Consider the following 6,245-nt stretch of genomic DNA (forward strand, 5'->3'; position numbering starts at 1 on the left):
AACCTATCTAGGAAACTCCCGCTAGGCTGCCTTCATGACGGGTTACCATCTGGCCCAGGTGAACATCGCCCGACTGCTCGCGCCGCCCGGCTCCTCCGCCCTGACCGACTTCGTCGCCGGTCTCACCCCCACCAACACGCTCGGCGACCGGCAGCCTGGTGTCGTCTGGCGCCCGCGGCCCGAGGATGGCGACACCGCCGTGCGCACGTTCGTGTGGGAGGGCGACAGCGACCATGCGATCATCGTGAACCTGACCGTGTGGGAGTCTGTGGAGGCACTGGCCAACTTGGTCTTCCATAGCGGCCACGGGGCGTTCCTACACCGTCGGCGCGAGTGGTTTCATCCCACCCAGCGGACGACCAACGCCCTGTGGTGGGTACCCGCCGGGCATCGGCCGGGGACGGACGAGGCCGAGGACCGGGTTCGTCACCTGCGGGCCCACGGCCCGACCGCCACCGCCTTCACGTTCCGGCTGACGTTTCCACCACCGGACCGGCGGATCTCCCTGGTCCCGGGAAGCGGCCCGGAGAACACCGCCGAGCAGCCAGGCCGAGCGGCACCGAGAAACGCGGCGGCCGGAGGCTGATCCGGCACGACGGGCTCCCGCGCCGAGGACGTGAAAAAAATATGCCGGGAAGATATACGGAAAACACGCATGAAACCCTTTTCAGGGGACGGCCGGGTCGGTGTGGTCGATCCAGTCGGACAGAATGGAACCGAAGACGGCCGGATCCTCCGCACGGTTCCAGAACGCGGTGGCGGCCTGGACCGCGGTGGCCCCGGCCAGCAGATAGTCGGCGGCGTCACGACCGTCGGTCACACCCCCGACCCCGATGATGTCCACACTCTCCGGGAGCAGGCGGCGTAGCTGGCGCACCTGACCGAGCCCGACGGGCTTGAGCGCCGGCCCGCTCATACCGGCGAGCTCGACGTCGACGACTGGTCGGTGCGCCTCGTCAACGGCGAAGGCGTTGGGGAAGGTGTTCACCGCCGTGACAAACCGCGGGCCACCGGGACGCGCGGCGACCTCATCGATCACCGTCGCGAGCTCCACCAGGGCCGACGGATCGGAGAACGGCGAGATCTTGACTCCGTAGGGGACGCGTCGGGCCGGATCGGCACCAGCCAGCGCCACCAGCGTGTCGCCCACCGCCGTGCAGATCGTCGCGGTGTGCCCGGGATCGAAGCAGGCGATGCGCTTCTGCGTTCCGCCGTCCCAAACGTTCGGGCAGGCCAGGTTCAGTTCGATCAGGTCGACCCCGGTCCGCGCCACGACCGCGGAGATCTCGCGGTACTCGTCAACACCGAACCCGGCGACGCTGACGGTCAACGGCTTGCCCGCCCGGTGAGCGCGCCGCACCATACCGGGCAGATGCGCGGCATAGTAGTCCAGCCCGCGGTTGGGAAGCCCGAGCGCGTTCAACGAGTAGACCCGGCCGGGCCAGTAGACGTTGCCGGAGTTACCTGACCGCGGTTCCCGGGTAATCGAACCAACGACGATCATCGAGACCGCCGACCGGGCGAACGTCTCGACATCCTCGGCGGTCTTGCAGGTGCCAGCCGCGTTCATGATCGGATGTTCCAGGGAGACACCGCACAGACCGCTCATGACCCTACCCTAGGGTTTTCGCCTGGATCAGGTTCGTGACCGGCAATCGATGACCCGGGTCGCCACCCTCATGCCACGGCGGAGGTTTTTCCGTGGCGCGCCCGCAAACGGTCGATGGCCTTCTGGTAGACCTTCTCGCGTAGGGCTGCGATACGCAGCGGCTCGAGCTCGGCGGTGCCGACCCGACCGCGGGCACCCACCGTCTCCGCGAGCTCCGGGTCGGTGAGGAAAGGTTCCAGGGCGTCGGCGAGTGCGGGGGCGTCCTCCGGCGGCACGACCGTGCCGCCCTTCCATTTCGCCACCCAGGTGGCCACCCCGGTCGTCGCGGTCGCAACGACCGGGCGTCCCGAGGCCATTCCTTCGAGACCCGCGATGGAGAAGCTTTCGAAGCGGCTCGGCACGACGACCACCCGTGCCTCCTCATAGGCCTTGACCAGCTCGGGACGGGTCAGGTGGCCGGCGAAACGGCAGGTGACGCCGAGTTTGACCGCCTGCTGCTCCAGCCAGGTCCCGGTCGCCACGCCCTCGATCGTGCCCGAGGACTGACCAGCGAAGACCACTGTTGCCTCGACACCCCGTTTCTTCAGCAGCGCGGCCGCCTCGATCAGGACGTCCAGCCCCTTGCGCCATTCGAGCCGTCCGACGACGAGCAACGTCGGGTCGGTGTGCCGGGGCGAGGCCACCTCCATGTACGGGGACCGGTCGAACGGGTAAGGAATGACGTCCGCGTCGGTGTCCTTATCCAGCCAGCCGAAACCGCGCAGCGTGGTGACGATCAGCTCGGAGGGAGCGGTGCGCGCGTCGGCGCGCAGCGCGGAGAACCGGTCGATCCGGTCGGCCACCGCGCCCCTGCCGTGCAGCCTGCCGTCCCGCAGACGCACGTCCATCATCGTCGGGGTGTGCAGGTGGATCACGAGGGGAATGTCGCGGCGCAGGGCGGTACGCAGGCCCCGGGTCTCGCCGTCCTGAGTCTCGATCACGTCGGGACGCAGACCGAGACGACGCAGCCAAAAAGCATAGGAGACCGCGAGAACGAACCGCAGGGAGAGCGAATCGCGAGGATGGTTCTCCCCCTGAAACGACCGGCCGAGTGGACCGAGAAACCTGGTGACGGGCAACCGCAGGAGCGGCCGCCGGTGCACCATCACCCCGCCATGATCTTCGTCCGTGCGGTAGCGCCCCTGGGCGCAAAGGATATGAACCCGATGACCGAGCGCGACCAGGGCGTGAGCGATGTCGTGTGTGTAGACTCCCGCCCCGTCCCAGATGATCGGCGGATACTGCTCGCACAAGAAGACGATCTCCATACCCAATCCCCCACCGCGAGCGAACTTCGGTCGGCTCACCTTATCGCTACGATAACCGGCCGCTGCGGGGGGTTTTGGATTTGCGGTCACTCGCGCCACGTCGATCCACATATAGGGGCATAGCGATCTCCCTCGCGGCCCGGCTCGCGAGGGAGATCGCCGGGATACCTGCTCCGGGGCATGGGCTACGGGGACGGACTGACCGCTCAGCCGCGCAACGGCATGGACCGACCGGTCCTGGAACCGTGCGCCGGGGGAACCCCGGTGCCATACAGCCGCGGACCCGACAACCCTCCCGAACCCGAACCCGAACCAGTGGCCGGCCTTGGCCCGGCACCCGTCGGCCGGGTGACCTTCGGTTCGATCCGGCACAGCATGACGGCAGTGAGGATCAGTGCCACGACACCGATCAGCACGCAGATCACGATGTCGAGGACCCAGATCGTCACGCTGTGCTTCCACAGCCCGTCGGTCGGGTCGGTCCGCAGGGTCTCGTTACCGAACTTGCTGACGTCATTGAGATCGTCCGTGGACGCCAGGGCCGCGAACCCCCAGCGAGCCGGGACGAGCAGGCTGATCTGCGCCAGCACGGGGCGTCCGACCAGCGAGGTCAGTCCCCCGGAGAACACCAGCTGACCCATCGTGACCAGGACCAGGATCGGCATGGTCTTGTCCGCGTTGTCGATCAGCGTCGAGACCAACAGACCGATCATCATCGAGGCGAGCGCCGCGACCCCCACCGCGATCAGACACTCCAGCACCGGCGAGCCGAGCACAACCGCCCTCGGCGGGGTCCGGCCCACCAGCCCGATCAGGGTGAAGACAAGACACTGGGCGGTGGTGATCCCGGTCAGCAGAATGATCTTCGATCCAAGGTAGGCGGTGCGGGACAGCCCGATCGTGCGTTCCCGCCGGTAGATCGGCCGCTCCTTGACGATCTCCCGGACCGAGTTGGCCATGCCCATGAAACAGGCACACAGCACCAGAACGAGGAGGACCTTCGTCGCGTCGGTGTTCGGTGCCTGGGGTAACGCACGCAGCCCGTCCGGGGCGCGGATCACCTGCGGGACGACGCCGAGCAGGAACGGGAAGGCGATGATCAGCCGTAGGTACGACCGGTCGGCGAGCACGACCCGCCAGTACCGTCGAGTCAGCGTCGCGAGCTGGGCCCGGACCGGCTGCTGGCGCACGCTGGGTAGCTCCGGCGGTGCCTTGCGCACCGCGGGCGCCACGATCGCGGAGGGTACGAAGAACTCCGAGTCCCGGAACCGCTCCGCCATCTCCTCGCCCGGAGTGGCCTCGAGCTCGCGGAACACCGCCGCGAACTCGCGGAAGTCCTCCTTGCCGAAGAAGCGCAGCGCCCCATCCGCCGGCCCGAAGTAGGCCACGTGCCCGCCGGGCGCGAGCACGAGGATGAAGTCGCACAGGTCCAGGAACAGCACACTGTGAGTGACGACGATGACGGTCCGGCCGGTCTCGTCGCCGGAGCCGGCGCCGCCGCCCTTCGCCAGGCCCCGCAGGGTTTCCATCACGGACTGGTCATTGGCCGGGTCCAGACCGGAGGTCGGCTCGTCCAGGAACAGCAAAGAGGGCCGGGTGAGCAGCTCCAGCGCGACGCTGGTGCGCTTCTTCTGGCCGCCGGAGAGCCGGGAGACCGGTGTGTCGGCGTGCGCGGTCAGTCCAAGCTGGCCGATGACCTCCTCCACCCGAGCCCGCCGCTCCTTGGCGGTGGTGTCGGCGGGGAAACGCAGTTCCGAGCCGTATACCAGAGCCTCACGCACGGTCAGCTGGTCATGCAGCGGGTCGGCCTGCGGCACGTACCCGATCCGGCGTCGCAACTCGTCGTACTCGGCGTAGAGGTCACGTCCCGCGTAGATCACCGATCCCTGGTCCGCCGGTCGGAAGCCGGTGAGAGCGTTGAGCAGCGTGGACTTGCCGGCCCCGCTCGGTCCGACGACACCGAGCAGGGAACGGCCCGGCAGCCGGAAGGTCATGTCGTGCATGAGCTGCTTGGTGCCGGCCCACACCGACAGCGCCTGCGCCTCGAAGGCCACGTCACCGGAGTCGACGTATTCGACGAGCGAGTTTCCCTCGAGCTGGAACAGATGATGGCCGATGGCGATGATGTCGCGTTGTATCACCCGTGCCCGGGTGACCCGGTGGCCGTTGACGAAGGTGCCGTTGGCGGAGGCGAGGTCGATGAGCTCGACGCCGGCCACCGAGATATGCAGCTCGGCGTGATGGCGGGAGGCAAGCAGGTCGCCCACGTTGATGTCGTTGTCGCGGGAGCGGCCCATCCGCACCCGTCCGATCGTCAGCGGATATACGCGCCGCCGGTCGTGCACCATCGTCGCCTGCCCCACGGCCGGGTCGGGCCCGCCCGACTGCGCGGGCGCCGACGGGACAGGCGCCGGCGCAGCGCCCGGCGCCGGTTCGGACCACCATTCCATGCCCGGCACCGCCGCGCCCGGCGACGGCCAAGACGAGGGCGACGGGCCGGCAAGGGGGATGGGTGCCCCGCCCGGGCTGTGGGTCGGCGCGGTCGGAGAGATCATCGGCGGGGCCGGACGCGGAACGAGCACCACCTCGGGTCCGTCCACCGCGCCGAGCCGGAGCCGGAGCTCCCCGGAGACTGCGAGACCGCCCACACGGCAGCCATCCCGCCACAGACCGTTGGCGCTGATGTCCTCGATCCGCCATCCGCCGACGTCGGGATGCAGCACCAGATGCCGGCGCGACACCCGGCCATCGTTGATCACGATGTCGGCCGCACGGGCCCGCCCCACCACGACCGGCTTGTCTCCGGTGAGCGTCACCTCCCCCGCGGGGGTGGTGACATGAAGCGGGGTCGGAACCACCAGCACTCTCCCTCGCTCCTTCGATCGCCAGACGCACCATAGTGTGCCTGTACAGAGGGAATTTTCCCGCCCCTTCCGCAACATGTCCGAAAGCTGACGGCCATGGGACCGGCCACGACGGGTTGGAGCGTGCTGGACCCGGACACCGACCGGTCCGGGGAACGAGGAAATGTGGTGGGCGGGTGGTGGAAATCGAATCAGTTCCAGCGGGCCGCACGGGTGCCGCCGTCGGGCAGGCGGGCGGAACCGACGGCCTGACCGCGGTTGTTGACCGCCGTCGCCAGGCTGCCGCGGCCGCCCAGCGTCCCAAGATCGATGATCCTCCGACCCCGCCAGACGACCGCGTGCATCGTCCGATCGGCGCCTGGGCCCAGCCGACGACGTCCCCGCGATGGGGGCGAAAGCCTGCCACCTGGCCGGCGTTGCTGATCCGCGACGGCCCGGAAGCGATCGAGCCGCCGGGCCACGGCG

Annotated in this window: 4 protein-coding genes and 1 pseudogene; 1 reads left to right on the forward strand and 4 read right to left on the reverse strand. The window is 68.8% G+C overall.

Annotated elements, in window-relative coordinates:
• The first annotated feature begins 34 nt into the window (after positions 1-34).
• The gene (locus AC08OX_RS13600) at positions 35-586 is read left to right on the forward strand and encodes a DUF3291 domain-containing protein (RefSeq protein ID WP_476608163.1); all 552 of its coding nucleotides are present in this window, start codon (positions 35-37) and stop codon (positions 584-586) included.
• An 81-nt stretch (positions 587-667) separates the two neighbouring features.
• On the opposite strand, the gene AC08OX_RS13605 is transcribed toward AC08OX_RS13600, so the two are convergent.
• The 4 genes and pseudogenes from AC08OX_RS13605 to AC08OX_RS13620 form a co-directional block, all read right to left on the reverse strand.
• Positions 668-1,609, reverse strand: a complete 942-nt coding sequence (locus tag AC08OX_RS13605) for a beta/alpha barrel domain-containing protein (RefSeq protein ID WP_476608164.1) — start codon at positions 1,607-1,609, stop codon at positions 668-670.
• A gap of 68 nt (positions 1,610-1,677) precedes the next feature.
• Entirely contained in the window at positions 1,678-2,916 is a 1,239-nt protein-coding gene (locus AC08OX_RS13610) for a glycosyltransferase family 4 protein (RefSeq protein WP_476608165.1), read from the reverse strand.
• A gap of 206 nt (positions 2,917-3,122) precedes the next feature.
• A complete protein-coding gene (locus AC08OX_RS13615; RefSeq protein ID WP_476608166.1) occupies positions 3,123-5,774 on the reverse strand; it encodes an ATP-binding cassette domain-containing protein in 2,652 nt (883 codons plus the stop codon).
• 197 nt (positions 5,775-5,971) lie between these two features.
• A pseudogene (locus AC08OX_RS13620) lies at positions 5,972-6,245 on the reverse strand (hypothetical protein); the annotation flags it as partial.

The sequence above is a fragment of the Frankia sp. CoBUL1 genome (assembly GCF_978021245.1).

Coding starts and splice junctions, on each gene's coding strand:
- AC08OX_RS13600 (WP_476608163.1), top strand. CDS start 35: ATGACGGGTTACCATCTGGCCCAGGTGAACATCGCCCGACTGCTCGCG.
- AC08OX_RS13605 (WP_476608164.1), bottom strand. CDS start 1,609: ATGAGCGGTCTGTGCGGTGTCTCCCTGGAACATCCGATCATGAACGCG.
- AC08OX_RS13610 (WP_476608165.1), bottom strand. CDS start 2,916: ATGGAGATCGTCTTCTTGTGCGAGCAGTATCCGCCGATCATCTGGGAC.